The following is a 25,287-nucleotide window of genomic DNA, read 5'->3' as shown; positions in this document are numbered from 1 at the left end:
AGGCGCGCCGCGACTGGCGCGCGCTGGAGCCGACCCTAGTCAGTTGAGGGCGATCCGCTCTTGGAGAATCTTGCGCTCGCCCTTCGACGCTTGCCGGAACTTCGTCGGCGATACGCCGGCGGCGCGGTGGAACGTGCGGACGAAATTGGAGAGATCGCCGAAGCCGACGTCATAGGCGACATCGGTGACCGCGATGTCGTCATCCGCGAGCAGCCGTGCCGCGTGGCGCAGCCGCGAGCGCACGAGATATTGATGCGGGGTGACGCCGAGCACGCCGGAGAACAGCCGGAGGAAATGGAACGGACTGAGGCCGGCCTGCTTCGCGGCCTGTTCGAGATCGACCTCGGCGTGGGAATTGTCGTCGATCCATAGCGCGGCCTCCACCGCGCGGCGGCGGTCGCGCGCGGTGGGCGTGGCCGGCTTGCGCGGCTTGCCCGAAACGACGTCGACGAAGCGGCCGGCCAGGATCTGGCCGACCTCGTCGAGGCCGATGTCGCTGTTGCCATCTGCCGCCGTCTGGGCGAGCTCGCCCAAGACCATCAATTCCGGCAGCGGCGGCGTGGCGCCGACCCGCCAGATCTCGCGCCGTCCACCGAGGGCATCGACCATGTCCTCGCTGAAGAAGAATCCGAGGCAGACATCGCCGCTGACATGCTCATGCGTGCAGGTGTATTCCTCGCCGGGCGCGCCGACCAGCATCGAGCCCGCCACCAGGTCGAAGAACCCGGCACGGCACCGGCATCCGAAGCTGCCCGCGCGCACATAGGCGATGGAATGCCCGGTGCGGCATTCGGCAAATGGCATATCGTCCGGTCCCGCGTCGCAGCGGAACTCACAGACCGTGATCGATTGTGTCGTCAGCAGCGTGGTCGCGTCCATGCCGCCTTATCTAGGCATGATCCGGAAAAGTGTCAGCGGTTTTCCGACGAGATCATGCCCAAAAATAAAACTGAGGTGCGATCAAGTTCGCCCCTCAATTGGGGGCACGGGGCGGGGCAACGGGCAGCAGCACCTCGAACAGCGTCTTGCTGGCGACGGGGTGGGCGCCCTCCAGCGCCAGCAGCCGCCGCTTGGAGATCACCCCGCCATAGGGCGAGGGCCGGTCGGCGTAGTTGCCGGCCTCCAGCACCCGGTGGCAGGGCACGATCAGCATGTAGGGATTCTTGGCGATCGCCTGCGCCACCGAATGCGCGGCGCCTGAGGCGCCCAGCGCCTTGGCGATCTCGTGATAGGTGCGCGTCTCCCCGCGCGGAATCGAGCAGGCGAACTCATAGACGCGCCGGTTGAAGCCGGGCACGCCGCCGGCATCCAGGCTGACCTCGGAAAAGTCGGGGTCGCCGCCTTGCAGCAGGCCCACGATGCCCTCGATCGCAAGCTCGGCATTTTCGGACGGCCGCTGCTCGCGCGCCTCGGGATGGGCCTGGAAAATCCGGCGGCGGGTGTCGATCTCCCGCGCCTCCGGCAATTGCACGGCAACGACGCCGGTGCTGCTCCAGATGATGCCGCAACGACCGATGACCGTGTCGAATATCGAATAGCCGCGCCCCACCATGCACACGCCCCACTCAGTGCACGTTTCGCCCCAGACATCCAATCATAACACCGCCACAATCCGGCGCACCTGGAATCTTATCAGGACGTTAACAACTGTCGGGCCGGGCGCGCCAAACCGCTTGGCGGCAGGCGCCGTCTCGGCTAATCAGGACGGGCGCGGAGCAGCGCATCTGCGGGCGTAGTTCAATGGTAGAACGGCAGCTTCCCAAGCTGCATACGAGGGTTCGATTCCCTTCGCCCGCTCCAAAATTCGCAAGCGATTTCATCGAATTGCCGCTCTACTATTGATCTCTCCGTTCCCACGTTCCCCAACACGTTCCCTAGTTTTCGTTCTCGTCCTGTTTTCGCGCCCGGTGCAGCTGGCGAAGCTCTGCAACGTGTCGCGATTTTCCGATCGTGCCGCGAATGTAGCGGCGGGTTGTCGACTGCTGAGTGTGCCCAGCCGACGACTGGATCTCCTCGATCGGCGCCAACGCATCATCCGCTTCCGAAATTGCGCCAGCGCGCGCGTGTGAGTTCTTCACCTCGTCGGGAATTCCAGCCGATCGCGCGATCACGCGCCATTCCCGCGCATAGGCATCTTCCGCGTAGGGCCGGCCGCTGTTCTCGTCGATGATCAGTGGACCGACTCGCTTGTCGGCCGGCACCAGCGGCAACACTTGCAGCACGAGAGGGCAGAGATTCAGATCAGCGACGACCGTCGCGCCGGTCTTGGTGGTGTCCTTTTTGATCACCATCGACGGAGGAATATCCGCCCACGTCAAACCGCTCACCCAGCGATTGCCGTTGAGCACGATCCCCACGTCATGCGATCCGTCAGTGATCGGCTCCCATTCTCCGATAACGTCTTTCTGGCGCATCATCGTTTCGAACTGCAGAGCTGTGCCCAACGCGAGCGAAATCCTACCGGCGCTGATCGCTGCAGGAACGAACGCCTCGACGTGGTGCAGCTCGAGCTTTAGTCGCGATCGAGTGCCGCCCTTGAAGCGCATCTTGGATAAGATCCCGTGCAGCCGCTCACAATGCGGCAGCTCGGCCGCGGCGCCGAACGTCACCATCTGCCGCAGCAGCTTGATGATCTTTACGGCGCGATCGACACGCTCTTTTCCGCCCGGCTTTTTGGGTTGCTTCGCGGCTTCGTACCACCGCTTGAAATCGGTATTACCGAGCGAGGCGAGCGAGCGCGCTCCGAAGGCATTCTCGATCGTCTTCAGAATGCGGGTCTCACGATCACGCCAATTCCACTTGTGCTCGAGGAGCCGCCTGGAACGTAAACCGCATTCCCCCACACGTCATAATCTCCAGGAGCGAGCGACACGCTGACAAGGTTGACCGGAGTGTTCGTCGTTCCAAACGACACGCCAGGAGACACGCTCGTGGTCGCGCTGCCGTACTCGCCGACGTAGCCAGATGCGGCACTGTCGTTGGTATTGCTGCCCTGGACGGGGATCCCGCCGCTGCCCGATCGTGATAGGGCGCCGGTCGTGTCGGCAATCAGCAGCGCCGAGTCCTGGATCACCTTACCAGTGGTCGCATCGAAACGCGCGGCCGCGTTGTCCGTTGCGGACGTAGGCCCGTCGACGTCGCCAGATCCTGCCGGGCCGGCCGGTCCCACGTCGCCCTTCTCGGCCAGCAATTCCCAATAGGTCGCGTTCGGTGGTGCGTGCCCGGATCCGGCGGTCTCATTGCTCCAGATGTAGGACGACCCTGCGTCGGTCACGACGTCGCCGACCGAGTAGGTCGTCGCGCCGCTATACGCCCCTGTAAACCGAAAGCCGCGATAGATTCCGAGGTAGGTCCAGACGCCGCCGCTCATGACCCAGACCTTGCCGGTCGACGGCTGGATCGCGGTCTGATCATCCTCGCCGAGCGACGGATCCGGAACGGTCTCGTCGTCGCTGACCACGACCGGGATCTCGCGCGCGTTGAGCGCGATCACAAGCCTGTTGACGGTGGTCAACGCCTCGGCGCCGGCGAACCGCTGCGGCGAGACCTGCCAGATCTTATAGGCGACGCCTGACTGCGCGCCGCCGCCCCAGGGCGGGATCGTGAGCTCGCCGCTGTCGACGACGTCGGAAATGATCGACTGAAAATTACCGACCTGAAGAATGTCGCCAGGCTTGGCGCTGCCGTCCGTCCAGATGACGCCGGCGCCAGTCACGACGGTGCCGCCATCAGCGACGGAGACGGTCCCGGTTGAATAGCTCGTCAGTGCGGTCATTGAGATTTTTCCCTCGCTTCAAGGATTGCATTTGCTTCCGCGCTTGGAAGCCACTCGCCGTCGACCTTCTGCCAAATCTTGCCCGTCGACGGTTGCAAGGCGACCAGGCCGATCGCATCTCGAGGCGGCTCGGTAAGTTCAGGCGGAAGGTTGTGAAGCTCGATTTTCATTTGTGGTTGCCCTATTTGAGCTGGGCGCCTTTGCGTGCACCCGCATCGGAAGCACGGGCGGCCCTTCGTTCCGATCGAAGAGCCGCCCAGCTTAGGCCAGCCTTGCATCCTTGAACCCTGCTACGTCACTCGGGGCGGGCAGGATGCGAGCCGTTGTTCGCCGGGCTGCAGCAGCGTCAATGTCTGCCCCGAATTTCGATCAGACGCCTGCGCCGGCAGGGAATGCGCCGTGCACGAAAGCTGCCGGCCGCTTGACGGCCATCGCGAGCCGCTCCTCGGCGCGAACCGTGAGCATGTTCTTGATGAAGTTGTCGCGATCTTCCGAGCTGACGAGCACCTCGGCGTCGAGGCGATCGAAGATCTGCGCGCCGTCGAGGAAGGCGCCGACCAGGAATTCGCCGGCAGCCATGGCCGGCGTTCCGACAACCGGCCGCCCCCAGATCGTGGTAATCGGCGGTCCGAACGGTCCGCCGCCGATGTAACGATCGTCGCCGTCCTTGATGATCTTCAGCGACTCGAGGTCGTTGTTGTTCATCACGATGCCGGTGGCCGGCAGCAGCGCGACCTCGCTTTGCGCGATCGCATGGCCGGGCGTGGTGCGGCATGGCGAGGCTTGGTCGGCGGGTCATTCGCAGGCTCCGGCCGTGCCGCAGATTGCGGCTCGGACATTTCTGCAACACCCATCGCCAGATAGTATTTCCTGCCATCCCATTGGCCGCGGCCACCCGGTCGTGTCTCGACACGAACCAGGCCGAGCTTTACGAGCGCTTTAAGGCGCCGCTGGACGGTGTCGACGCTTTGCTCGGTGTCCCTGGCTAGGGTCTCCTGCGTGGGCCAGCAGACGCCATCTGGGCCGGCGTAGTTCGCCAGGGCGTACAAGGTTATTTTGTTCGAAGCTGAGCCAGTTACCTGCTTTGCAGCCCATGCAGTGGCCTGCCAGCTCATGACTGATCGCCCTCGCGGGCCTGGCAGATCGGCTCAAGCAACTCGGCCAGGAAGCGCGCCCGGACGGTCGGGCGAGTAGCGCGCCACACAGCGCGCAGTGTTCGGAGCTCGTCGGCTGAGCCGCTGGCCCGCAGCATCCCCTCCCGGATCCGCTGCCGTACCACCGGATCGGCCATGCGCGCCTTGGTCGCTTCAGCGATCTTGTCTCGCTCGGCAGGGTCGCGCAGTTGTCCGCGCCTGGTCGCGGCAATCTTGGAGCAGGTCTCTTGGCTGTGCTTCCAGCCGCCGGGCTTAGTCACTTCGTTCTCCGCTCAAATAGCGCGGGGAACGTGGTCAAGTTAGATCAACAGCTTAGCTCGGCTTCCCAAGCTGCATACGAGGGTTCGATTCCCTTCGCCCGCTCCAAAGCTTCCCTATTGCGTTTCCATCCGATCCAGGCTGGCGAGCCGCCCAGGCCCTGCGCAAAGATTCTAATATATTGGCTGCACGCTCTCGGCACGCGCACCCCGCCAGCCTTAAGCTCCGCTCGCCCTGATGGGTGCGGTCCTCGTGTCGGGCAATGTTCGGATGAAGGCCATGGACCAGCAGAAACTCGACCGCGCGATCGGTCGCCGCTTGAAGACGCTTCGCACGCAGGCGGGCATGACGTTGAACGAGCTGGCAGCGCGCTCCGGCGTCAGCCGGGCCATGATCGGGCGGGTGGAGCGGGCGCAGAGCAGCGCGACGGCGTCACTGCTCGGCCGGCTCTGCGCTGCGCTCGACGTGTCGCTGAGCGGTGTCGTCGCGCTCGCCGAGAAGCCTCCGGAGCGGCTGGTGCGCCTCGCCGACCAGCCGCATTGGCGCGATCCCGACAGCGGCTATCGAAGGCGGCACGCCTCGCCGACGGATGCGGCGAGCGGCATCGAGATCATCGTGGTCGATTTGCCGGCCGGCGCGCGGGTGCCCTACAGCCCCTGGGGCCGCAACGCCTTCACCCAGCAGCTCTTGATGCTGGAGGGCGCGATCGCCGTGCATATCGACGCCAAGGCGGTCCGCTTGCGCGAAGGCGACTGTCTGGATTTCGACGTGATGCGCGCGGTGATCTTCGAGAACGAAACCAAGCAGGACGCGCGTTACGTCATCATCACGCGGCGCGGAGCTTCATACGGGAAAATGTGATGTCGCTGATCGTGCGGGATGCCACGCTGGAGGATGCTGCCGATATCCTCACCATCTACAACTACGCCGCGCTCAACACCACGGCGGTCTGGACCGACGGCCCGTCGGATCTCGACTCGCGGCGTCAATGGATTCTCGCGCGGCAGCAGGCCGGCTATCCCGTGCTGGTCGCGATGAACGGCGGGGACGTCGTCGGCTTCGCCTCATTCGGCGATTTCCGTCCCTTTCCCGGCTATCGCCACACCGTGGAAAACTCGGTCTATGTCGACGAGCGGCACCACAGGGCGGGCATCGGGCGCAGCCTTGTCGCGGCGCTGATCGAGCGCGCCACCGCCATGAACAAGCACGCGATGATCGCCGGCATCGACGGCACCAATGCCGCCTCCATCGCACTGCACGCCTCGCTCGGCTTCGTCGAGGTCGCGCGCATGCCGGAGGTCGGCTGCAAGTTCGGCCGCTGGCTCGACCTCGTCTTCATGCAGAAGCAGCTTGCCAGCGATGTGAGGCCCTGACCATGCAGATCCGCACCGGCGACACTTTCGATCCCCGCGTCATCGCGCTGCTCGATCATCACGTCACGGCGGCGCGGGCGCAGACCGCGCCCGGCAGCGCGCATGCGCTCGATCTGGCGGGCCTTCGCGCCAGCGACGTCGCGTTCTGGACCGGTTGGGACGGCGAGCTGCTGGTTGCGACCGGTGCGCTGAAGACGCTCTCGGCTAGCCATGGCGAGGTGAAGTCGATGCACACGCTTCAGACCACGCGGCGGCGCGGCTTTGGCGGTGAGATGCTCCGCCACATCATCACGGAAGCCCGCGCGCGCGGCTTGGCGCGTCTCAGCCTCGAGACCGGCTCGTGGGACTATTTCAAGCCGGCGCATGCGCTCTACCGGGCGCACGGCTTCGTCCCGTGCGGCCCGTTCGAGGGCTACGCCGAGGATCCCAATAGCCTGTTCCTGACGCTGGATCTGACCGGCGGCTAGCTACGGCCCGGTGCAACCCGGGCTTGAAAGCATCGTCCTGCCCCTCAAAATGAGTTGCGTACCTCAAAACACCTCTGCTAGCCTTCAGCCATGGCCGAGACCCTGACCGCGACCGCGCTGACGCTGAAGGACATCGCCCGCGAGGCGGGCGTTAGCCTGGCGACGGTCGACCGCGTACTGCACAACCGGCCGGGGGTGCGGCCGGACACGGTGCGGCGCGTCCAGGCGGCGATCGAGCGCAATTCGTTCCAGCCCCATGTCGCCGCCGCCGAGCTCGCCCGCGGCCGCGCCCGCCGCTTTGCCTTCGTGATGCCGTCGGGGCCGAACCCGTTCATGCAGCAGATCGAGGCCTATCTCGGCGAGATGTCGGCCTGGCTCTCGGCCCGCCGTCTCAGCGTCGAAATGGTCGCAACCGACGTGTTCGATCCGTCCGTGCTTGCGGCCTCACTCGAGGCGCTGTCGGGCGATTACGACGGCGTCGCCGTGGTGGCGCTGGATCATCCGAGCGTCCGCGCCGCCATCAACGATCTCGTCGATGCCGGCACCAAGGTGGTGACCCTGGTGTCGGACGTGCCCTCGTCACGCCGTCACCATTATGTCGGCATCGACAACATCGCCGCGGGACGCACTGCAGGCGCGCTGGTCGGGCGGCTGGTCGGCCAGAGGTCCGGCAAGGTCGCGATCGTCGCGGGCTCGCAGGGCCTGCGCGACCACGCCGAGCGCATCTTCGGCTTCAACCAGGTGATGGCGTCGGAATTCCCCGACCTCAGCGTGCTGCCGGTGCTGGAAGGGCGCGATGAGGACGACCGTTCGGAACAGGTACTGGCGCGGCTGCTCGGCAGGCATGCCGACATCGTCGGCCTTTACAACGTCGGCGCCGGCACCCAGGGCGTCGCCAAGGCGTTGAGCGATGCCGGCCGCATGGAGGTGGTGTTCGTCGGTCACGACGTCACCATGCTGACGCGCCGGCTGCTGCTGCAGGGCGTGATGGATGCCGCGATCTCGCAGAACCCCGGACATGAGGCGCGCGCGGCCGTGCGCGTGCTGCTCGCGCTCGCCCGCGGCGAGCCGATCTTGCGCGAACAGGAGAAGATCAGGATCGACATCGTGATGCGGGACAATCTGCCCTAGCGGCAGGTGGATCTCGAACGGGCCGTAGTGGAGAGCGCGACGATCAAGATCGCGCATCGCAAAGGGCAAAGAGGAGGACGATTTGTATCTCGGACTGGACATCGGCACGTCCGGCGTCAAGGCGGTGCTCGTGAGCGAAGCCGGCGCGATCCTCGCGACGGCAACGCGCGAGCTCGTCCTGTCGCATCCGGCGCCGTTGTGGTCCGAGCAGGATCCTGAGTCCTGGGTCGATGCGGCGATCGGCGCGGTCGACGATCTCGCACGCCGCCATCCGCGCGAGGTGGCGCAGGTTCGCGGCATCGGCCTCTCGGGCCAGATGCATGGCGCGACGCTGCTGGACGAGGATGGCAAGCCGCTGCGCCCCGCGATCCTGTGGAACGACGGCCGCTCGCAGGCCGAATGCGCCATGCTGGAGCGGCGCTGTCCCTCGCTGCACGCGATCGCCGGCAATTTGGCGATGCCTGGTTTCACCGCGCCGAAGCTGCTCTGGGTGGCGCGGCACGAACACGACATTTTCGAGCGCGTTGCAAAGGTGCTGCTGCCCAAGGCCTATGTCCGCTATCGCCTGACCGGCGAAATGATCGAGGACATGTCCGACGCGGCGGGCACGCTGTGGCTCGATGTCGGCGAGCGGCGCTGGTCGGCCCTGCTGCTGCATGCCACCGGCCTCGATCTCCACCACATGCCGCGCCTCGTCGAGGGCAGCGAGGTCAGCGCGGTGCTCGCGCCGGACTACGCGCAGCGCTGGGGCATGGCGAAGAACGTCGTCGTCGCGGGCGGCGCCGGCGACAATGCCGCAAGCGCGATCGGGCTCGGCGCCATCGCGCCCGGCGATGCGTTCCTGTCGCTGGGGACATCCGGCGTCCTGTTCCGCGTCACCGATCGCTTCGCACCGGCGCCGGCGTCGGCCGTGCATGCCTTCTGCCACGCGCTGCCCGGCCTTTGGCACCAGATGGGTGTGATGTTGTCGGCCGCGGCCTCGCTCGCCTGGCTTGCCGATGTGATGCAGACGCCGGCCGCGGCGCTCCTGGCGCCGCTCGGCGAGCGCGTCGACGGGCCGAGCCCGATCAAATTCCTGCCCTATCTCGATGGCGAGCGGACGCCGCACAATGATGCCGCCGCGAGCGGCGCCCTCATCGGCCTGCGCGGTGCGACCGGGCGCAGCCGGATCGTGCAGGCCGTGCTCGAAGGCGTCGCCTTTGCCGCGCGCGACAATCTGGCGGCGCTGAGCGCGGCGAGCGGACCCATCTCCGAAGTGGATCTCGTCGGCGGCGGCTCGCGCTCGCCGCTCTGGGCGCAGATCTGCGCCGACGTGCTCGGCATTCCCGTCCACCGCGTCGAGGAGGGCGAGGTCGGGGCGGCGCTCGGTGCCTCCAGGCTCGGCCGGCTTGCTGCAACCGGCGAAGCGCCGGCCGAAATCTGCACCCGCCCGCGGCGGCTTGCGAGCTTCACGCCCCGCGCATCCGTGACCGCCGCCTATGACGAGGCCTATCGGCACTGGCGTGCGCTCTATCCCGCATTGAAGGAGACGATTTAAGTGAACGCGTCAGCCAAATTCTTCGATGCAAGCGCACCCGTCGCCTTTGCCGGTGAGGATGCCGCCTCTCCGCATGCCTTCCGCTGGTACGACAAGGACCGCATCGTCCACGGCCGCCGGCTCGAGGACCACTTACGCTTTGCGGTCTGCTACTGGCATTCGCTGTGCTGGCCGGGCGGCGATCCCTTCGGCGGCGAGACGTTCCTGCGGCCCTGGCATCACGGCACCGACGCGATGGCGCAGGCGCGCGCCAAGGCCGACGTCGCCTTCGAGCTGTTCCGCCTGCTCGACGTGCCCTTCTTCACCTTCCACGACGTCGACGCCGCGCCGGAGGGCGCGTCGCTCGCCGAGTCCGTCGCCAATCTCAACGCGATCGCCGATCTGTTCGAACAGAAGATGGCATCAGCCAAGGTCCGCCTGCTCTGGGGCACGGCAAACCTGTTCACGCATCGTCGCTACATGGCGGGCGCCGCGACCAATCCGGACCCCGAGATCTTCACCTATGCCGCCGGCCAGGTCCGCGCCGCGCTGGAGGTGACGCACCGCCTCGGCGGCCAGAACTACGTGCTGTGGGGCGGCCGCGAGGGCTATGAGACGCTGCTCAACACCGATCTCAAGCGCGAGCTCGACCAGCTGGGCCGCTTCGTCTCGCTCGTCGTCGAGCACAAGCACAGAATAGGCTTCAAGGGCCCGATCCTGATCGAGCCGAAGCCGAAGGAGCCGACCAAGCATCAGTATGATTTCGACGTTGCCACCTGCTACGGCTTCCTCGAACGCTACGACCTCCTGAACGACGTCAAGCTCAACATCGAGCAGAACCACGCCATCCTCGCCGGGCACTCCTTCCATCACGAGGTCGCGCTCGCCGAGGCGCTCGGCGTGTTCGGCTCGCTCGACATCAACCGCGGCGACGACCTGCTCGGCTGGGACACCGACCAGTTCGCGATGAACGTGCCGGAACTGGCGCTGGTGTTCCACGAGATCCTCAATCGCGGCGGCTTCACCTCGGGCGGGCTCAACTTCGACGCAAAAATCCGGCGGCAATCGATCGACCCGGATGATCTCATCCACGCCCATGTCGGCTCGATGGATGCCTGCGCCCGCGCGTTTCTCGCCGCCGCCAACATGCTGGATGGCGGCGTGCTCACCGCCCCGCTCGCGAAACGCTATGACGGATGGTCCGGCTCCGAGGGCCGCGCCATTCTCGGCGGCCAGCGCTCGCTCGCCGATCTCGCCGACCGCGCGCTTCAACCCGGCTTCGACCCGCAGCCGCGCTCGGGCCGGCAGGAATATCTGGAATCCCTGGTCAACCGTCACGTCTGAGGAGGTCCATCGATGGCACATGCTGACGCGACCCCGGTCCTCGAACTCCAGGGCATCGGCAAGGAGTTCGGCGCCATCCGCGCGCTGCACGACGTCGACATGCAGGTCCTGCCGGGCGAGGTGGTCGGCCTGATGGGCGACAACGGCGCGGGCAAGTCGACGCTGGTCAAGATCATCGCCGGTAATTTCCGTCCCAGCCATGGCGAGATCCGCTTCGCCGGCAATGCGGTCCATTTCAACCGGCCCGTCGATGCGCGCGGCGTCGGCATCGAGGTCGTCTATCAGGACCTCGCGCTCGCCGACAATCTGACGGCCGCCGCGAACGTGTTCCTCGGCCGAGAGCTGAAGCGCAAGTTCGGACCCATTGCCCTGCTCGACCACAAGGCGATGGCGGCGCGCGCGCTGGAGCTGTTCGGCGAGCTGCGCTCGGAAACGCGCCCCGACGATCTCGTCAAGCAGATGTCGGGCGGCCAGCGTCAGGCCGTCGCGATCGCGCGGACGCGGCTCTCCAATGCGCGGCTGGTGATGATGGACGAGCCGACCGCCGCGATCTCGGTGCGCCAGGTCGAGCAGGTGCTCGGCCTGATCCATCGGCTGAAGGAGCAGGGCGTCGCCGTGATGCTGATCTCGCACCGCATGCCCGACGTGTTCGCGGTGTGCGACCGCGTCATCGTCATGCGCCGGGGCGAGAAGCGGGCGGACAAACCGATCCAGGAGACGAGCCCGGAGGAAATCACCGCCCTCATCACTGGCGCGAAGGAGGCGGCGTGATGGCCATGCCCTTGGAATCCCCGATCGCCTTCTCGAATGTCGGCAAGATCAAATGGTGGCAGCGTGGCATCTTCGCCTCCCAGACCGGCTATGTGCTGCTGGCGCTCGCCGTGCTGCTGGTGATCATGCATTTCGCCAGTCCCTATTTCTTCACCGAAGGCAATATGCAGAACGTGGCGAAGAACTTTTCCTTCATCGCCATCGCGACGCTCGGCGTCACCTTCGTCATCATCACCGGCGGCATCGATTTGTCGGTGGGATCGATGATGTGCTTCTCGGCCATGATCACCTCGATGGTCATGACCGAGCTGTCGGCGCCCGGCTCGCCGCTGGTGCACCTGGCGGCCGACGGCAAGACCGTGCTGGCCAACGTGCCGGGCCTGATCCTGCTGGTCTCGATCCTTGCGGGACTCGGCGTTGCGCTGATCGCGGGGCTCGTCAACGGCTTCTGCATCGCCGTGCTCGGCCTGTCGCCCTTCGTCACCACGCTCGGCATGCTCTCGATCGTGCGCGGGCTCGGCTATGTCGTCTCCAACGGCCGCGGCAGCTTTCCGGGCGGGCCTGATGCCGACTATTTTTACGCGGCGACATCGGGCGACGTGCTCGGCGTGCCCGTGCCCTTCATCTATCTCGTGATCCTCGCGCTGGCGATGGCCGTGGTCCTGCACCACAGCGCGTTCGGCCGTCACGTCTTCGCGCTTGGCGGCAACGAGAAGGCGGCCGAGCTCACCGGCATTCCCGTCGTGCGGGTCAAGATCGAGGTCTATGTGATCTGCGCGCTCGCTGCCGGCCTGCAGGGCATCATCATCTCCGGCTGGCTCGGCTCGGCGCCCGCCAACATGGCGACGTCCTACGAGCTCAACGTGATCGCGGCGGCCGTGATCGGCGGCGCAAACCTCGCCGGCGGCATCGGCGGTCCGCTCGGGGCCATCGTCGGCTGCGTGCTGCTGGAGGTGATCCGCAACGGCCTCGTGCTGGCGCAGGTCTCCTCCTACTGGCAGCAAACGCTGGTGGGCGTGATCATCATCCTGGCCGTGCTGGTCGACCGCATCCGCTCGCGGATGAGCTGAATTGTCGTCATCTCGGGAAGACCAACAACATGCCGCCTGTCCGCTTCCCGGGCACTTCCAAGAGGATAGGCACCAAACAAGGGTGGAGGAGACAATGAGGAAATTTCTTCTGGCCGGCATCGCCGTCGCAATGATGGCAACGCCGGCATTCGCCGCGAACTACCGTTTCGTGATCGTGCCCAAGGCGATGAACAATCCGTTCTTCGACTTCGCGCGCGACGGCTGCCTCAAGCGGGCCAAGGAGCTCGGCAACATCGAGTGCATCTACAAGGGCCCGGTCGAGCACGAGCCGGCGACGCAGGCCCAGATCATCCAGGACTTCGTCACCCAGAAGGTCGACGGCCTCGCCATCTCGGTGGCCGACGTCGCGGCCATGACCAAGTCGATCGAGGCGGCGACCGTGGCCGGCATCCCCGTCATCACCTTCGATGCCGATGCGCCCGGCTCCAAGCGCATCGCCTATATCGGCACCAACAACAAGGAGTTCGGCGTCGCCCTCGGCAAGCAATTGCTGAAGATGCGGCCCGACGGCGGCAAATACGCCATGGTCTCCGGCGGCCCCGGCGCCAAGAACCTCGCCGAGCGCGTCGACGGCGTGCGCGAGGCGCTGAAGGGCTCGAAATGGGCCGAGGTCGCGGGCTCCCCGACCTTCTGCAACGACGATCCGGCTCTCGCGGTCCAGCAGATGACGGATATGCGCACCGCAACGCCCGATCTCGCCGCCATCGTTCCCATCGGCGGCTGGCCGATGTTCGCGCCCGAAGGCTTCAAGGCCTTCGCCAGCAGGAACAAGAAGGACATCGATTCCGGCAAGTTCACGCTCGTCGTCGCCGATACGCTGAAGATGCAGCTCGAGCTGCTGCGCGACGGCTACGCCAATGCACTGGTCGGCCAGCGTCCGTTCGAGATGGGCGAGAAGGCGATGGACACGCTGCTCGCCATCAAGAAGGGCGAGAAGGTGCCGGAGATCGTCTACACCGGCCTCGACCTCGTCACCAAGGACAACGTCGCGCAGATGTTGAAGTAGGAGCGTCGCCAGCCCCGCGTTCCTGCATGCCTCCCCCGCTTGCGATTTTCGCAAGCGGGGGAGATGATTTGGACTGTTGGAATGAAGACAAGGCAATGGGAATGAAGCGCTCGCGGCTCGGCTCGCTCGACGTCACCTCACTCGGTCTCGGTTCCGCCCCGCTCGGCGGATTGTTCACCCCCGTCACCGAGGCCGATGCGCAAGCGACGATCGCGCGCGCCTGGTCCGCGGGAGTGCGCTTCTTCGATACCGCACCGCTCTACGGCTTTGGTCTTGCCGAGCGGCGACTCGGCGCGTTCCTGCGGCAACAGAAGCGCGACTCCTACGCCATCTCGACCAAGGTCGGCCGCCTGCTGCGTGCGCCCGATGGCGGCGCCACCGAGGACGAGCATTACAAGGGCACGCCGCGCGAACGGCCGGTGTTCGATTTCAGTTATGACGGCGTGATGCGCTCGGTGGAGGAGAGTCTTGCCCGTCTCGGGCTCGACCGCGTCGACGTCCTGCTCGTGCACGACCCTGACGATCACTATGACGAAGCCGTCACCGGTGCCTTCCGCGCGCTGCAGCGCCTGCGCGCCGATGGCACGGTCAAGGCGATCGGCGCCGGCATGAACCAGTCGGAGATGCCGGTCCGCTTCGCCGAAGCCGTGCCGGTCGACTGCTTCCTGCTCGCCGGCCGCTACACGCTGCTCGACCAGGGCGCGCTGGACGCGTTGTTTCCGGTCTGCACGGCGAAGGGCATCGGCATCCTCCTGGGCGGCATCTACAACAGCGGCATCCTGGCCAATCCGCATGCGGGCGCGAAGTTCAACTATCGGGATGCCGATGCGGCGCTGGTGGCGCGGGCGCTCGAACTCGACGCGCTCTGCCGCAAGCATGGCACCGAGCTGAAGGCCGCCGCGCTGCAGTTCTGCATGGCGCATCCGGCGGTCACGGTCGCCGTGATGGGTGCGCGCAATGCGGGCGAGGTCGCCGACAACATCGCGATGTCGGAGAGGGCGGTGCCGGCCGCGTTCTGGCAGGAGCTGCGCGCGCGAAACCTCGTCGATGCGCGTGCGCCGCTGCCGGGCGGAGCGTGAGGCATGATCATCGACGCCCACCAGCATTTCTGGGATCCCGCGCGTGCCGATTATCCGTGGATGGCGGCGGACGAGCTCGCGCCGATCCGGCGTGCTTTCGGTCCTGCCGATCTCGCGCCGCTGCTGAAAGCGAACGGCATCGATGCCAGCATCGTGGTGCAATGCCGCTCCTCCCTGGAGGAGACCGAGGAATTCTTGGCGATTGCACATGCCACACCGTCGGTGATCGGTGTCGTTGGTTGGGCCGACCTGACGGACGGCGCGCTCGGCGACACGCTCGACCGGTTGCGCGGCTTGCCGGGCGGGGACAAGCTCGTCGGCATCCGCCACCAGGTGCATGACGAGACAGATCCCGATTGGCTGCTGCGCGAGGACGTCCAGCGCGGCCTCACCGCCGTGTTCGCGCGCGATCTCGCCTACGATGTCCTCGTCCGCAGCCGCGAGCTGCCCGCCGCGATCGCCATCGCGCAGGCCTTTCCGCAGGCGCGCTTCGTGCTCGACCACGCGGCCAAGCCGCCGATCGCCGATGGTGGAAGCTCCGAATGGTCCGATCGCATCAGGGCGCTCGGGGCGTGCGGCAATGTCTGGTGCAAGATCTCCGGGCTCGCGACCGAGGCGATCTGGAACGATTGGGACGCGGAGCGCCTGTTTCCGTTCGTCGCGCATGCCGCAAGCTGTTTCGGCGAGGACAGGCTGATCTTCGGCTCGGACTGGCCGGTGTGCCTGCTTGCGGGAAGCTATGGCGAGATCAAGAACGCGCTGGAAACCTGCCTGGCCAGGCTTGGCTTGCAGGTGCGGGACAAGGCGTTTGGGGTGAATGCCGCGCGGGCGTATCGGCTGGCGATCGCGCCTTAGCGCGATACGCAGGTTTCCTTCCTCTCCTGACAGCGCAGGAGAGGAGAGGTGGCGAGAGGCTTCGGCCTACTCCGACATCGGCTTGTCGGAGATGTCCCAGTCCTTGCCGGTGAAGGTGGAGATGAAGAGCGTCTTCATCGGCGTGTAGTCCTCGGGCGTGTAGTCGTAGGTGACGCCGTCCAGGAAATAGGGCGAGTGGAAGCCCTTGAGGTTGGAGGCCTGCTTCAACACGTTGGCGCGGGTGAGGTCGTCGCCGCAGCGCCGCAGAATCTCGCCCATGGTCACCGCCTGGCCGTAGCCGGCGAAGGCGATGGTGTTGTCGGGGTCGATGGCCGGGGTGTACTTCTTGCGCAATTCCTCGAACGCCATCACGTCGGGGTCCTTCTCCCATTTGGGCAGGCCGACCTCCTTGTTATAGCGGATGGCGACGATGCCGGTGGCGTTCTCGAGCCCCGCGGCATTGAGGATCGAGCGGCCGGTCGAGCCCGCGGAAAGAAGCTGCAGCGGCTTCCAGCCGAGCTCGGCGACTTTCCGGATCGACTGCGACGACGCCTTGCCGGTCGAGATGTTGTAGAATACGTCGGCGCCCGACTTCGAGAGGTTGATGAGCTGGGAATCGACGGTCGGCTCGGTCAGATCATAGGTCTGCTCCATGATCACCTTTGCGGTGCCGCCGGCGTCTTCCAGAACCTTCTTGAAGGGACCGAGGAAGTCGCGACCAAAGTCGTCGTTCTGGTAGAGGATGCCGATCTTGGCGTTCGGCTTCACACTGACGACGTGGCGGGCCAGGATGCGCGCCTCGGTCGGATAGAGCGGCAGGCCCGCCATCGTCCATTTGAACTCCTTCGGGTTGTTCCACTTCGATGCGCCGGTATTGAGCAGCAGCTGCGGCACGCCCTTGGAGTTCAGATATTTGTGCACGGCGGTCTGCGGCGCGGTGCCGAGCGAGCCGTAGAGCGCGAGCACCTCCTCCTGCTCGACCAGGCGCCGCGTGGCCTCGACGCATTTCGGCGCGCTATAGGCGTCGTCCATGGTCAGGAACTTGACCTTGCGTCCGTTGATGCCGCCCTTCTCGTTCAGCATCTGGAAGTAGGCTTCGCCGATGCGCCCCAGCACGCCGTAGAGCGAGCCGGGACCGGAATGCGGCACGGTCTGCCCGATCTTGATCTCGGTGTCGCTGGCGCCCGCATCGTATTTTTTCTCTGCGGCCCAGACGTAGGGCGCGGGCAGGGTGGATGCGGCGATGGTGGCGAGCGCGGCGGCGCTGAAATCGCGCCGCGATGGATTCTTCGTCATTATTTGTTTCTCCCTAGCGCGCGCATTGTGCTGGCATCGCAGCTCGGCTCGCAAGTGGGAAGTCGCAACTTTGCGACGCAATGACGTTCAAATCGCGGGACGCTTAGCGCCTAGACTCAAGTTTTCTCGGCGACGACGACGAGGCCGCGCACCGGCTCGTTGTTCTCGATGCGCGGTGAGGCCGCCTGCAATGTCAGAAGCTTCAGCCCGGCCCTGACCAGCGCGCTCCGCACATATTCCGCTGCATGGGCATAGCGCAAGCCTTCGCCGAGTATGATGCCGTTGCCATCGTGGGTCTCGAGCGTGAAGGCGAGCACGCCGCCCGCTGCAAGCACGCGCCTTGCTTCCGTCAGCACCGGTGCGAGATCCGACAGATACACAAATGCGTCCGCCGCAATCATCAGGTTCGCGCTTGCATTGGGCTTGCCGCGCAAGCCATCGATCATGTCGGCGACTTCGAGCTCAGCGTACAGACCCGTCGCGCGCGCCTCCTTGATCATGCCGGACGACAGGTCGATGCCGGTGAAATGATCGACCTGCTTGGCGAAGGCGGCGGCCGCGAGGCCGGTGCCGCAGCCGAGATCGATGGCACGCTTGAACAGAGCCGGCTTCCTGGCGGCGACGCGTGCGGCGATCACCGCCTTGAAGATCAGGGACGGCGCGCGATATTCGAGATCGTTGACCAGCACATCCTCGAAATGCGGCGCGTATTGATCGAACAAGGCCTGCACGTAGGCCTTCGGCATCTCGGAGAGTTGCTCGTCGCCCAGCCGTATCAAACGCAAGCCGGCGCCGTGCTGGTCGTCCGGGTCAGACTCGCGCGCCTTCCGGAAGGCGGCGATGGCCTTGTCGCGCTCGCCGAGCTCGTCGCGGATTTCGCCCAGCGTGAACCAGGCCGAGGTGAAGTTCGGCGCGATCTCGAGCGCTTGTTCCAGCAGGTCGGCGGCGGCGGGCAGATCACCCTTGAGCTGGAGATCGCGGGCGAATTCGAAGCGACGGTCGGCGATGAGATCGCCCGAGGACAGGAACAGGCGCAGAGGCATTGAGGAACCAAAGGAGCGAAGCAGGCGGGGCGACTCGAAGATACGGCGACCCCACCTATATATCAGGCATGCGTCCGCAAGACATCCTGTTGCCAGCTGCTGCCGGTCTATGCTGCAAGCCCGGTGGCTTTCATATCGACCCCGTCCGCCCCGTGGAGTGGGCCGTGATCACCCACGGCCATTCCGACCATGCCCGCCCCGGCCATGGCGCCGTGCTGGCGACGCAGGAAACGCTGGATATGATGCGGCTGCGCTATGGCGAGAACTTTGCTGGGTCGACGCAGGCCATTGGCTATGGCGAGGAGATCCGGCTCGGCGACGTCAGCGTGAAGTTTCATCCCGCCGGCCATGTGCTGGGTTCGGCGCAGATCGCGGTGACGTGCAAGGACACCTGCATCGTCGCCTCCGGCGACTACAAGGACGCGCCCGACCCGACCTGCACGCCGTTCGAGCTGGTGCCCTGCGACGTCTTCATCACCGAAGCCACGTTCGGCCTGCCGGTGTTCCGGCATGGCGATGCGAGCGACGAGGTCAGGAAGCTGCTCGCGTCCGTCGCGCTGTTTCCGGAGCGCGCGCATCTCGTCGGCGCCTATTCACTCGGCAAGGCGCAGCGCGTGATCAAGCTGCTGCGGCAGGCCGGCTACGATGCGCCGATCTATCTGCATGGCGCAATGGAGACGATTACCGCGTACTACCAGAGCCGCGGCATCGACCTCGGCGAGCTCAGGCCGGTGAAGGGGGTGAAGAAGGCGGCGCTCGCCGGCACCATCACGCTGGCACCGCCCTCGGCGACGTCAGACCTCTGGACGCGCCGCTTTCCCGATCCCGTCACGGCATTCGCCTCGGGCTGGATGCGGGTGCGCGCCCGGGCGCGGCAGCGCGGCGTCGAGCTGCCGCTGGTGATCTCCGACCACGCCGATTGGGACGGTCTCACCGCCACGATCGGCGCGACCGGGGCCGGCGAGATCTGGGTCACCCACGGCCAGGAAGATGCGCTGGTGCATTGGTGCAGGTCGCAGGGCCTGAAGGCGCAGCCGCTCGATCTTGTCGGCTATGGCGACGAGGAGGAGAGCGAGGCGCCGGCCACTGACGAGGCCGAAGCATGAACCGCTTCGCCGAACTGCTCGACCGTCTCGCCTACGAGCCCGGCCGCAACAACAAGCTGCGTCTGCTGGCCGGCTATTTCCGCGAGGTCGGCGATCCCGATCGCGGCTATGCGCTGGCCGCGCTCACCGGTGCGCTCAGCTTCAAGCATGCCAAGCCGGCGCTGATCCGCGATCTCATCGCATCGCGCACGGATGAAGTGCTGTTTGGGCTGAGCTACGACTATGTCGGCGATCTCTCCGAGACGGTGGCGTTGATGTGGCCGCGGCGCGTCGCAAGCAACGACAAACCTTTTCCCGGCCACCCCTCTCCCCCGCCCTCCCCCACAAGGGGGGAGGGAGCGCAGCGGAACCCGCGGCCACCAGCGAGCAGCACGACTGATCGCGATTCCCAAAGTGATGGACGCATTACTCTCTCCGTTCCCTCCCCCCTTGTGGGGGAGGGTCAGGGAGGGGGGTACTCCGGGCGAGATGCCGATGAGCCGCTCCACCCAAGCAACCACAACAACCCGCCACCCCCGACGCTCACCGAGGTCGTCACCACGCTGCGCACCCTCGGCAAGACCGAGTTGCCGAAACAGCTCGAACGCTGGCTCGATGAGCTCGACGAGACCGGCCGCTGGGCGCTGCTGAAACTCGTCACCGGGGCGCTGCGGATCGGCATCTCTGCGCGCCTCGCCAAGACCGCGGCCGCGGCGCTCGGCGACAAGGACCCGCATGAGGTCGAGCTGATCTGGCCGGGGCTCAGCCCGCCCTATCTCGACCTGTTCGCCTGGCTGGAAGGCCGCGGCGACAAGCCGGTCAATCGCGATCCCGCGCCGTTCCGCCCGGTGATGCTGGCGCACGCGATCGAGGATGCGGATTTCGCTGCGCTCGATCCCGCCGACTACATCGCCGAATGGAAATGGGACGGCATTCGCGTGCAGGCGGTCGCCGGCCGCGACGAGCGCGGCCACATCATTGCGCGGCTCTATTCGCGCACCGGCGAGGACATCACGGGGAGCTTTCCGGATCTCGTGCCGTCGCTTCGTTTGCCGGGTGCGATCGACGGTGAGCTCTTGATCCTGCGCGAGGGCCGCGTGCAGAGCTTCAACGTCCTGCAGCAGCGGCTCAACCGCAAGGTCGTCTCGCCCAAGCTGATCAAGGAGTTTCCGATCCATCTTCGCGCCTACGACCTGCTCGGCGATGACGAGAACGATTTGCGCGAGCTGCCGTTCGCGGAGCGGCGTGAACGGCTGGAGATCTTCATCGGGAAGCTCAGCGATCCCCGCATCGATCTGTCGCCGACCGTGCCCATCGCAAGCTGGGAGGCGCTGACGGCCGCGCGCGCCGATCCCGCAAGCGCCGGCGCGGGCGAAGATGCCGATGCCGTCGAGGGCGTGATGCTGAAGCGGCGCGATGCACCTTATCTGCCCGGACGTCCCAAGGGCCAATGGTGGAAGTGGAAGCGCGATCCGCACATCATCGACGCCGTGCTGATGTACGCGCAGCGCGGTCACGGCAAGCGCTCGTCCTATTATTCCGACTACACCTTTGGCGTCTGGACCGCGGGCGAGGGCGGCGACGAGCTGGTGCCGGTCGGCAAGGCCTATTTCGGCTTCACCGACGAGGAGTTGCTGCAGATCGACCGCTTCGTCCGCCGCAACACCACCGAAAAATTCGGCCCCGTCCGCCACGTCGTGCACGAGCCGGAGCAGGGGCTGGTGCTGGAGGTCGCCTTCGAGGGCCTGCAGCGCTCGCCGCGGCACAAATCCGGCGTTGCCATGCGTTTCCCCCGCATCAGCCGCCTGCGCTGGGACAAGCCGCCGCGGGAGGCGGACAGGCTGGAGACGCTGGAAAGGATGCTGAAGGCGGAGCCGGCGGAGATCGAGGCGTGACGCGCCCGAATTAAACTCCCGTAACCCGATTGACGCTCGCTTGCGGGTTCCCCATGTGCCCCGCCGTGCCCTATAATGGGGTCGAATTCGCCCTGAGGAGTTTGCGATGGTCCAAGACGTCAGAGATTTGCCGGCCGGCCGCAGTGATGGCCTGAACCGCTTTCTCGGCGGCTCGCCGCTGGCGGTCGCGTTTCGGCTGGTCCTGCTCTCGATCCTGGTCGGCGTCGTGCTCGCGGCGATCGGATTCGATCCCTGGAACATCCTCACCAGCATCCGCCTGCTGTTCCAGCGCCTGTGGGATCTCGGTTTCGACACCATCAACTGGCTGTGGCGCTACTTCCTGCTCGGCGCGGTCATCGTGATCCCGATCTGGCTGCTGTCGCGCCTGTTCGGCACGCCGCGCCGCTAAGTTCATCTGGTCCGGAAGGAGCCCGCAGCCGATGCAACTCCGCTTTGTCGGCTGCGGCGACGCCTTCGGCTCCGGCGGCAGGCTCAACACCTGCTTCCACGTTTCGGGGCGCGAGGCCAACTTCCTGATCGATTGCGGCGCGTCGGCCCTGCCGGCGCTGAAGCGGCTCGAGATCGACCGCAACGAAATCGATCTCATCCTCATCACGCATTTCCACGGCGACCATTTCGCCGGCCTGCCATTCCTCCTGCTCGACGCGCAATTCTCGCGGCGGACCACGCCGTTGACGGTCGCGGGCCCGCAGGGCATCGAGCGGCGGCTGCGTGAGGTGACGGAGGTCTTGTTCGAGCATTCCTCGAAGACCAGGCAGCGCTTCGAGCTCGACGTCGTCGAGCTCGTGCCCGGGCAAAGCCGGACCTTTGGCTCCGTGACGGTGACGCCCTATCCCGTCGTGCACGGCGAATCCGGTGGTCCCTTCCTCGCCTACCGCGTCGAGGCCGAGGGCCGCACGCTCGCTTACAGCGCCGACACCGAATGGACGGAGGCGCTCATTCCGCTGGCGCATGGCGCGGACCTTTTCATCGCCGAGGCCTACATGTACGAGAAGGTGGTCAAGAACCATCTCAGCCTGAAGACCTTGGAACAGCATCTGCCCGACATCGGCGCAAAACGCCTTGTCCTCACCCATATGAGTGACGACGTGCTGTCGCGGCTGGATGACATTGCGCATCTCGCCGCCGAAGACGGCATGGTCCTCGTATTCTGACATGCACGCGCCTGTCCTGCTCAAGATCGGCTCCCGTCAGGTGTTCGCCATCGCGGGTCCCGCGATGGTTGCGAACCTCACGACGCCGCTGATCGGCGTGGTCTCGACCACCGCAATCGGCCGGCTCGACGATGCGGCGCTGCTCGGCGGCGTCGCGATGGCCTCCGTCATCTTCGACTGCCTGTTCTGGCTGTTCGGCTTTCTGCGCATGAGCACGCTCGCCTTCACCGCGCAGGCGCTCGGCGCCGGCGAGACGCGCGAGCCGGCCGCGATCCTGGCGCGCGGCTTCATCGTTGCCGGCCTGATCGGCGCCGTTCTGATCATCCTGCAACTGCCGCTGGCTGCACTCCTGTTCGACCTCATGGGTGGCAGCGAGGGCGTGACGCGGGCAGCAAAGACCTATTTCGGGATCCGGATCTGGTCGGCGCCCTTCGCGCTGGCGAATTACGTCATCCTCGGCTGGCTGATTGGCCTCGCCCGCGCCAATGCTGCCCTGCTGCTTCAGGTCGTCATCAATCTCGTCAACATGGCAGCGACGATTCTGCTGGTGCTGGTCTACGATACCGGCATCGCCGGTGCCGCGATCGCCGCGCTGCTGTCGGAGGCGGTCGGACTTGCCCTCGGCGTGATCGTCTGCCGGCACTATGCCGATTCCGGCTTCGCCGTACCGTACGCGAACCTGCTCGACCGCGACAAGCTGTTGCGGCTGCTGGCGGTGAACTCCGACATCATGATCCGCACCGCGGCGCTGATCGCCGTGTTCCTGTTCTTCACCGCCAAGGGCGCGCAGGCCGGCGACGTCACGCTCGCCGCCAACTCCGTCCTCAACAATTTCCTGCTGATCAGCGCCTTCTTCCTCGACGGCCTCGCCAATGCAGCCCAGCAGCTCTGCGGCCGCACGCTCGGCGCCCGCGATCCAAAAGGCTTTGCCGCGTCGACCCGGCTGGTGCTGCTTTGGGGGCTCGGCTTCGCGATCGTCGTCGCCGTGCTGTTCGCGCTGTTCGGGCCGGCGCTGATCGATGTCATGACGACGAGTGATGACGTCCGCCGGGCCGCGCGCGAATTCCTGCCTTTCGTCGTGATCGCGCCCATTCCCGGCGTGTTCGCCTTCGGCTTCGACGGCATCTATATCGGCGCGACCTGGGCGCGCGAGATGCGCAACCTGATGCTGGCTTCGTTGGTGATCTTCTTCGCTGTTTGGTGGGCGCTGCAAACGCTCGGTAATGCCGGGCTGTGGTGGGCGCTGATGGCCTCCTACCTCTCGCGCGGCGGCTTGCAGGCCGCGAGGTATCCAACGCAGTTCAGGGCGACGTTTTCGAAAGCGTAGAAGAATCGTAGCCCGGATGGAGCGCAGCGTAATCCGGGGCCCTCGCAGTTGCGGATCGAATCCCGGATTGCGCTGCGCTCCATCCGGGCTACGGAATCACGCCTCACATCCCCGGCCAGTCTTCGGCGGTGAGCGTCGCCGCATCCGCGCCGACGATCTCGGACAGCGAGTCGCGCCCGGTGCGAAGCAGCGTCGAGGTGAGGTCGCGCTTGATCTCGTCGACGAGGCCGAGGCCCTTGTAGACCAGCGACGAATAGAGCTGGATCAGGCTCGCGCCCGCGCGGATCTTGGTCAGCGCGGCGCCGCCGGAATCCACGCCGCCGACGCCGATCAGCGGGAATGCGCCCTCGACGCGCACATAGGTCTCCGCGACCATCCGCGTCGACAGGCGGAACAGCGGCCGGCCGGACAGGCCGCCTTGCTCCTTGGCGCGCATCTCCTCCCGCAGCGTGCTCGGCCGCGAAATCGTCGTGTTCGACACGATCATGCCGTCGACCCTGCGCGAGCGCGCGACCTGCACGACATCGTCGAGCTGGGCGAGGCTCAGATCCGGCGCGATCTTGAGCAGCACCGGCGTGTCGCCGGCCTTCTGGCGCACGCGCTCGCGCGCGTCGATCACGCGCGCGAGAAGATCGTCGAGCAGCGCGCCTTCCTGCAAGTTGCGCAGGCCCGGCGTGTTCGGCGAGGAGACGTTGACGGTGAAATAGCTCGCGACCGGTGCGAAGGTCTCGATCAGCTTGACGTAGTCGGCGACGCGATCCGGCGAATCCTTGTTGGCGCCGACATTGACGCCGACGATGCCGCCGTGCTGCGCGCGCGCGGCAAGCCGGCGCAGTGCCACGTCCGCGCCGTCATTGTTGAAGCCCATGCGGTTGATGATGGCTTCGTCGCGCTCCAGGCGAAACAGCCGCGGCCGCGGATTGCCGGCCTGCGGCTTCGGCGTCACCGAGCCGATCTCGACGAAGCCGAAGCCGAGCCGCAGCAGCGCGTCCGGCACCTCCGCGCTCTTGTCGAAGCCGGCGGCCATGCCGATCGGGTTGGGAAAGTTGAGTCCGAAGGCGCGCATCGCGAGCTTGGGATCATCGGTGCGCGGCTTGATCGGCGGCAGGAAGCGCAGGCCCTGGATCGCCAGGCGATGCGCATCTTCCGGATCGAGCCAGCGCAGCACCGGCAGCGAAAAGGCGTCGAAAGCGCGGATCACGGGGCAAGCTCCGGAACGTCGTGGCCGCCGTCGGAGCGGATATTGAGGTTCATCACCGCGATGACGGCGCCGAAATCGAGCTCGCCATAGAGATGCGGAAAAAGCTCCTCATTGCGCGAGCGCTCCCAGCGCAGCTCGCTGCCGAGCGCGTCGCCGTCGACCTCGACCAGGAACAGCGCGCGCTGTCCGAAATAGTGCTTGCGCAGGGTCTCGGGAACCTGGGCGGCGGTCGAGAAATGGATGAAACCGTCGCGCGCGTCGTCCGCGCTGCCGCGGTAGACACCCTGCCGTTCCGCCTCACGCCAGGCCGAGGCCGGACAGATTTTGTAGATCTTGACCACCGCTTGCGCAGCCCTGTTTGCTCTTTGAGTCTCTTGGGTTTTTTCGTCTCGTGCGGGTCCCGAGAGACCCCGGCGCGACCGTAAAGGCCGCCCCTGACGAACTC

28 protein-coding genes and 1 tRNA gene are annotated in these 25,287 nt (G+C 66.1%); 17 read left to right on the top strand and 12 right to left on the bottom strand.

Annotated elements, in window-relative coordinates; translation table 11 throughout:
* Positions 1-39: 39 nt before the first annotated feature.
* On the bottom strand, positions 40-879 hold the full coding sequence (locus UNPF46_RS08625; protein WP_142249702.1) for a helix-turn-helix transcriptional regulator: 840 nt from the start codon (positions 877-879) through the stop codon (positions 40-42).
* 94 nt (positions 880-973) lie between these two features.
* A complete protein-coding gene (locus tag UNPF46_RS08620) occupies positions 974-1,552 on the bottom strand; it encodes a methylated-DNA--[protein]-cysteine S-methyltransferase (protein WP_142249701.1) in 579 nt (192 codons plus the stop codon).
* A 174-nt stretch (positions 1,553-1,726) separates the two neighbouring features.
* On the opposite strand from UNPF46_RS08620, the gene UNPF46_RS08615 reads away from it, so the two are divergent.
* Positions 1,727-1,800, top strand: a tRNA-Gly gene (locus UNPF46_RS08615).
* Between the two features lie 74 nt (positions 1,801-1,874).
* Here UNPF46_RS08615 and UNPF46_RS08610 read toward each other — a convergent pair.
* From UNPF46_RS08610 to UNPF46_RS08590, 6 genes are all read right to left on the bottom strand, one after another.
* Positions 1,875-2,843, bottom strand: a complete 969-nt coding sequence (locus UNPF46_RS08610; protein ID WP_142249700.1) for a site-specific integrase — start codon at positions 2,841-2,843, stop codon at positions 1,875-1,877.
* Positions 2,765-3,775, bottom strand: a complete 1,011-nt coding sequence (locus tag UNPF46_RS08605; protein ID WP_142249699.1) for a hypothetical protein — start codon at positions 3,773-3,775, stop codon at positions 2,765-2,767. Before UNPF46_RS08605 ends, UNPF46_RS08610 begins: the two co-directional genes overlap by 79 nt.
* The gene (locus UNPF46_RS37355) at positions 3,772-3,945 is read right to left on the bottom strand and encodes a hypothetical protein (RefSeq protein WP_181769850.1); all 174 of its coding nucleotides are present in this window, start codon (positions 3,943-3,945) and stop codon (positions 3,772-3,774) included. The genes UNPF46_RS08605 and UNPF46_RS37355 overlap by 4 nt, the downstream gene beginning before the upstream one ends.
* A 199-nt stretch (positions 3,946-4,144) precedes the next feature.
* Complete coding sequence (locus UNPF46_RS08600) at positions 4,145-4,480, bottom strand: phage major capsid protein (protein ID WP_142249698.1); 336 nt, start codon at positions 4,478-4,480, stop codon at positions 4,145-4,147.
* Entirely contained in the window at positions 4,480-4,890 is a 411-nt protein-coding gene (locus UNPF46_RS38680; protein WP_142249697.1) for a helix-turn-helix domain-containing protein, read from the bottom strand. Before UNPF46_RS38680 ends, UNPF46_RS08600 begins: the two co-directional genes overlap by 1 nt.
* A complete protein-coding gene (locus tag UNPF46_RS08590; RefSeq protein WP_142249696.1) occupies positions 4,887-5,189 on the bottom strand; it encodes a hypothetical protein in 303 nt (100 codons plus the stop codon). Before UNPF46_RS08590 ends, UNPF46_RS38680 begins: the two co-directional genes overlap by 4 nt.
* A 277-nt stretch (positions 5,190-5,466) precedes the next feature.
* Between UNPF46_RS08590 and UNPF46_RS08585 the strand changes: the two genes are divergently transcribed.
* The 11 genes from UNPF46_RS08585 to UNPF46_RS08535 all read left to right on the top strand — a co-directional run bounded on the left by UNPF46_RS08585 (position 5,467) and on the right by UNPF46_RS08535 (position 15,820).
* Positions 5,467-6,048, top strand: a complete 582-nt coding sequence (locus UNPF46_RS08585) for a helix-turn-helix domain-containing protein (RefSeq protein ID WP_181769849.1) — start codon at positions 5,467-5,469, stop codon at positions 6,046-6,048.
* Complete coding sequence (locus UNPF46_RS08580; RefSeq protein ID WP_181769848.1) at positions 6,048-6,560, top strand: GNAT family N-acetyltransferase; 513 nt, start codon at positions 6,048-6,050, stop codon at positions 6,558-6,560. Before UNPF46_RS08585 ends, UNPF46_RS08580 begins: the two co-directional genes overlap by 1 nt.
* Positions 6,561-6,562: 2 nt before the next feature.
* The gene (locus tag UNPF46_RS08575) at positions 6,563-7,027 is read left to right on the top strand and encodes a GNAT family N-acetyltransferase (protein ID WP_181769847.1); all 465 of its coding nucleotides are present in this window, start codon (positions 6,563-6,565) and stop codon (positions 7,025-7,027) included.
* 90 nt (positions 7,028-7,117) lie between these two features.
* Entirely contained in the window at positions 7,118-8,158 is a 1,041-nt protein-coding gene (locus tag UNPF46_RS08570) for a LacI family DNA-binding transcriptional regulator (protein ID WP_142249693.1), read from the top strand.
* Between the two features lie 82 nt (positions 8,159-8,240).
* Positions 8,241-9,695 (top strand): xylulokinase, encoded by a 1,455-nt coding sequence (gene xylB, locus UNPF46_RS08565; protein ID WP_142249692.1) that lies wholly within the window; start codon positions 8,241-8,243, stop codon positions 9,693-9,695.
* Positions 9,696-11,018 (top strand): xylose isomerase, encoded by a 1,323-nt coding sequence (gene xylA, locus UNPF46_RS08560; RefSeq protein ID WP_100174887.1) that lies wholly within the window; start codon positions 9,696-9,698, stop codon positions 11,016-11,018.
* 12 nt (positions 11,019-11,030) lie between these two features.
* Positions 11,031-11,789, top strand: coding sequence for an ATP-binding cassette domain-containing protein (locus UNPF46_RS08555; protein ID WP_142249691.1), 759 nt, complete (start codon positions 11,031-11,033; stop codon positions 11,787-11,789).
* Positions 11,789-12,859, top strand: coding sequence for an ABC transporter permease (locus UNPF46_RS08550; protein ID WP_181769846.1), 1,071 nt, complete (start codon positions 11,789-11,791; stop codon positions 12,857-12,859). Before UNPF46_RS08555 ends, UNPF46_RS08550 begins: the two co-directional genes overlap by 1 nt.
* A gap of 94 nt (positions 12,860-12,953) precedes the next feature.
* Complete coding sequence (locus UNPF46_RS08545; RefSeq protein WP_181769845.1) at positions 12,954-13,886, top strand: sugar-binding protein; 933 nt, start codon at positions 12,954-12,956, stop codon at positions 13,884-13,886.
* Between the two features lie 101 nt (positions 13,887-13,987).
* On the top strand, positions 13,988-14,965 hold the full coding sequence (locus tag UNPF46_RS08540) for an aldo/keto reductase (RefSeq protein WP_142249717.1): 978 nt from the start codon (positions 13,988-13,990) through the stop codon (positions 14,963-14,965).
* Between the two features lie 3 nt (positions 14,966-14,968).
* Positions 14,969-15,820, top strand: coding sequence for an amidohydrolase family protein (locus UNPF46_RS08535; RefSeq protein ID WP_142249688.1), 852 nt, complete (start codon positions 14,969-14,971; stop codon positions 15,818-15,820).
* Positions 15,821-15,886: 66 nt separating this feature from the next.
* Here the strand turns inward: UNPF46_RS08535 and UNPF46_RS08530 are convergent, their stop codons facing one another.
* Both UNPF46_RS08530 and UNPF46_RS08525 read right to left on the bottom strand, forming a co-directional pair.
* Positions 15,887-17,116 (bottom strand): ABC transporter substrate-binding protein, encoded by a 1,230-nt coding sequence (locus tag UNPF46_RS08530; protein ID WP_142249687.1) that lies wholly within the window; start codon positions 17,114-17,116, stop codon positions 15,887-15,889.
* Positions 17,117-17,232: 116 nt separating this feature from the next.
* Complete coding sequence (locus tag UNPF46_RS08525) at positions 17,233-18,159, bottom strand: class I SAM-dependent DNA methyltransferase (protein WP_100174893.1); 927 nt, start codon at positions 18,157-18,159, stop codon at positions 17,233-17,235.
* A 68-nt stretch (positions 18,160-18,227) separates the two neighbouring features.
* Between UNPF46_RS08525 and UNPF46_RS08520 the strand changes: the two genes are divergently transcribed.
* The 5 genes from UNPF46_RS08520 (at position 18,228) to UNPF46_RS08500 (ending at position 23,641) form a co-directional block, all read left to right on the top strand.
* A complete protein-coding gene (locus tag UNPF46_RS08520) occupies positions 18,228-19,265 on the top strand; it encodes a ligase-associated DNA damage response exonuclease (protein ID WP_142249686.1) in 1,038 nt (345 codons plus the stop codon).
* A complete protein-coding gene (locus tag UNPF46_RS08515) occupies positions 19,262-21,139 on the top strand; it encodes an ATP-dependent DNA ligase (protein ID WP_142249685.1) in 1,878 nt (625 codons plus the stop codon). Before UNPF46_RS08520 ends, UNPF46_RS08515 begins: the two co-directional genes overlap by 4 nt.
* Before the next feature lie 106 nt (positions 21,140-21,245).
* The gene (locus UNPF46_RS08510) at positions 21,246-21,548 is read left to right on the top strand and encodes a DUF6460 domain-containing protein (RefSeq protein ID WP_100174896.1); all 303 of its coding nucleotides are present in this window, start codon (positions 21,246-21,248) and stop codon (positions 21,546-21,548) included.
* A 31-nt stretch (positions 21,549-21,579) separates the two neighbouring features.
* Positions 21,580-22,314, top strand: a complete 735-nt coding sequence (locus UNPF46_RS08505) for an MBL fold metallo-hydrolase (protein WP_142249684.1) — start codon at positions 21,580-21,582, stop codon at positions 22,312-22,314.
* 1 nt (position 22,315) lies between these two features.
* Complete coding sequence (locus tag UNPF46_RS08500) at positions 22,316-23,641, top strand: MATE family efflux transporter (protein WP_142249683.1); 1,326 nt, start codon at positions 22,316-22,318, stop codon at positions 23,639-23,641.
* Between the two features lie 103 nt (positions 23,642-23,744).
* Here the strand turns inward: UNPF46_RS08500 and UNPF46_RS08495 are convergent, their stop codons facing one another.
* Together UNPF46_RS08495 and UNPF46_RS08490 are read right to left on the bottom strand one after the other, a co-directional pair.
* Entirely contained in the window at positions 23,745-24,842 is a 1,098-nt protein-coding gene (locus UNPF46_RS08495) for a quinone-dependent dihydroorotate dehydrogenase (protein WP_142249682.1), read from the bottom strand.
* On the bottom strand, positions 24,839-25,183 hold the full coding sequence (locus UNPF46_RS08490; protein ID WP_142249681.1) for a DUF952 domain-containing protein: 345 nt from the start codon (positions 25,181-25,183) through the stop codon (positions 24,839-24,841). Before UNPF46_RS08490 ends, UNPF46_RS08495 begins: the two co-directional genes overlap by 4 nt.
* Positions 25,184-25,287 lie beyond the last annotated feature (104 nt).

The organism is Bradyrhizobium sp. UNPF46 (assembly GCF_006658625.1).
In the GTDB taxonomy this organism is placed as follows: Bacteria; Pseudomonadota; Alphaproteobacteria; order Rhizobiales; family Xanthobacteraceae; genus Bradyrhizobium; species Bradyrhizobium nitroreducens.
Note: the sequence above shows the minus strand (reverse complement) of the source record. Positions and strands in the feature narration are given on the sequence as shown.

Coding starts and splice junctions, on each gene's coding strand:
- UNPF46_RS37355 (WP_181769850.1), bottom strand. CDS start 3,945: ATGAAAATCGAGCTTCACAACCTTCCGCCTGAACTTACCGAGCCGCCT.
- UNPF46_RS08530 (WP_142249687.1), bottom strand. CDS start 17,116: ATGACGAAGAATCCATCGCGGCGCGATTTCAGCGCCGCCGCGCTCGCC.
- UNPF46_RS08505 (WP_142249684.1), top strand. CDS start 21,580: ATGCAACTCCGCTTTGTCGGCTGCGGCGACGCCTTCGGCTCCGGCGGC.
- UNPF46_RS08625 (WP_142249702.1), bottom strand. CDS start 879: ATGGACGCGACCACGCTGCTGACGACACAATCGATCACGGTCTGTGAG.
- UNPF46_RS08535 (WP_142249688.1), top strand. CDS start 14,969: ATGATCATCGACGCCCACCAGCATTTCTGGGATCCCGCGCGTGCCGAT.
- UNPF46_RS08515 (WP_142249685.1), top strand. CDS start 19,262: ATGAACCGCTTCGCCGAACTGCTCGACCGTCTCGCCTACGAGCCCGGC.
- UNPF46_RS08580 (WP_181769848.1), top strand. CDS start 6,048: ATGTCGCTGATCGTGCGGGATGCCACGCTGGAGGATGCTGCCGATATC.
- UNPF46_RS08550 (WP_181769846.1), top strand. CDS start 11,789: ATGGCCATGCCCTTGGAATCCCCGATCGCCTTCTCGAATGTCGGCAAG.
- UNPF46_RS08600 (WP_142249698.1), bottom strand. CDS start 4,480: ATGAACAACAACGACCTCGAGTCGCTGAAGATCATCAAGGACGGCGAC.
- UNPF46_RS08525 (WP_100174893.1), bottom strand. CDS start 18,159: ATGCCTCTGCGCCTGTTCCTGTCCTCGGGCGATCTCATCGCCGACCGT.
- UNPF46_RS38680 (WP_142249697.1), bottom strand. CDS start 4,890: ATGAGCTGGCAGGCCACTGCATGGGCTGCAAAGCAGGTAACTGGCTCA.
- UNPF46_RS08575 (WP_181769847.1), top strand. CDS start 6,563: ATGCAGATCCGCACCGGCGACACTTTCGATCCCCGCGTCATCGCGCTG.
- UNPF46_RS08555 (WP_142249691.1), top strand. CDS start 11,031: ATGGCACATGCTGACGCGACCCCGGTCCTCGAACTCCAGGGCATCGGC.
- UNPF46_RS08540 (WP_142249717.1), top strand. CDS start 13,988: ATGAAGCGCTCGCGGCTCGGCTCGCTCGACGTCACCTCACTCGGTCTC.
- UNPF46_RS08585 (WP_181769849.1), top strand. CDS start 5,467: ATGGACCAGCAGAAACTCGACCGCGCGATCGGTCGCCGCTTGAAGACG.
- UNPF46_RS08520 (WP_142249686.1), top strand. CDS start 18,228: ATGCGTCCGCAAGACATCCTGTTGCCAGCTGCTGCCGGTCTATGCTGC.
- UNPF46_RS08570 (WP_142249693.1), top strand. CDS start 7,118: ATGGCCGAGACCCTGACCGCGACCGCGCTGACGCTGAAGGACATCGCC.
- UNPF46_RS08510 (WP_100174896.1), top strand. CDS start 21,246: ATGGTCCAAGACGTCAGAGATTTGCCGGCCGGCCGCAGTGATGGCCTG.
- UNPF46_RS08605 (WP_142249699.1), bottom strand. CDS start 3,775: ATGACCGCACTGACGAGCTATTCAACCGGGACCGTCTCCGTCGCTGAT.
- UNPF46_RS08620 (WP_142249701.1), bottom strand. CDS start 1,552: ATGGTGGGGCGCGGCTATTCGATATTCGACACGGTCATCGGTCGTTGC.
- UNPF46_RS08500 (WP_142249683.1), top strand. CDS start 22,316: ATGCACGCGCCTGTCCTGCTCAAGATCGGCTCCCGTCAGGTGTTCGCC.
- UNPF46_RS08545 (WP_181769845.1), top strand. CDS start 12,954: ATGAGGAAATTTCTTCTGGCCGGCATCGCCGTCGCAATGATGGCAACG.